Below are 1,064 nucleotides of genomic sequence, written 5' to 3'. Positions count from 1 at the left end.
CATCAGGGGTGAGTGGAAGGCGTGGGAGACGGCGAGGCCCTTGGTCCTGCGGCCCTGGGCGCGGAGCCGGTCCACGACGGTGGCCACGGCGTCGGCGGCGCCCGAGACGACCACGGAGTGCGGCCCGTTGACGGCGGCGACACCGGCCCGGTCCTCCAGTCCGGCCAGCAGTTCCCCCGCCTCCGTCTCGGAGGCCTGGACGGCGACCATCACCCCGCCGGCCGGCAGCGCCTGCATCAGCCGGCCGCGCAGGGCCACGAGCCTGGCCGCGTCCGGCAGCGTCAGTACGCCCGCCGCGTGGGCGACCGCGTACTCGCCCACGGAGTGCCCGGCGAGGTAGTCGGGGCGTACCCCCCAGGACTCCAGCAGCCGGAACAGGGCCACTTCGACGGCGAACAGCGCCGGCTGGGTGTACTCGGTGCGCTCCAGCAGCTCCGCGTCCTGCCCGAACACCACGTCTTTCAGGGGGCGTTCGAGGTGCGGGTCGAGGGCGGTGCACACCGCGTCGAAGGCCGAGGCGAACTCCGGGTGGGCCGCGTACAGTTCGCGCCCCATGCCCAGGCGCTGGCTGCCCTGGCCCGAGAACAGGAACGCGGTCGCCGCCTCGCGGCCGCCCACGCCCTCGACGAGCTGCGCGGCGGGCTCGGCCGCGGCGAGGGCGGTGACTCCGGCGACGAGGTCGGGCAGTTCGGTGCCGACGACGGCGGCACGGTGTTCCAGGACGGCGCGGGAGGTGGCCAGGGAGTGGGCCACGTCGACGGGGCTGACCTCGCCGAGGCCGAGGAGGTGCCGCAGGAGGCGTTCGGCCTGTTCGCGCAGGGCCGTGGTGTCGCGGGCCGAGAGGGTCCAGGCGACCGGCAGCGGATCGGCGGCGGGTGCGGGGGCCTCCTGCGCCGGTTCGGGGAGCGCCGGGGCCTGTTCGATGATGGTGTGGGCGTTGGTGCCGCTCACCCCGAAGGAGGAGACGGCGGCCCGGCGCAGGCGGCCGTCCTCCGCCCAGGTCACGGGCTCGGTGAGGAGGCGTACGGCGCCGGAGGTCCAGTCGATGTGCGGGGAGGGCTCCT

General features: G+C 75.6%; 1 protein-coding gene. It reads right to left on the bottom strand.

Annotation, left to right across the window (positions count from 1 at the left end; all coding sequences use genetic code 11):
* The coding region (locus VR44_RS40135; protein ID WP_045952636.1) for an acyltransferase domain-containing protein at positions 1–1,064 on the bottom strand (1,064 nt) is incomplete at both ends.

The organism is Streptomyces katrae (assembly GCF_000966975.1).
In the GTDB taxonomy this organism is placed as follows: domain Bacteria; phylum Actinomycetota; class Actinomycetes; order Streptomycetales; family Streptomycetaceae; genus Streptomyces; species Streptomyces katrae.
This window is presented reverse-complemented; position numbering and strand designations above follow the sequence as displayed.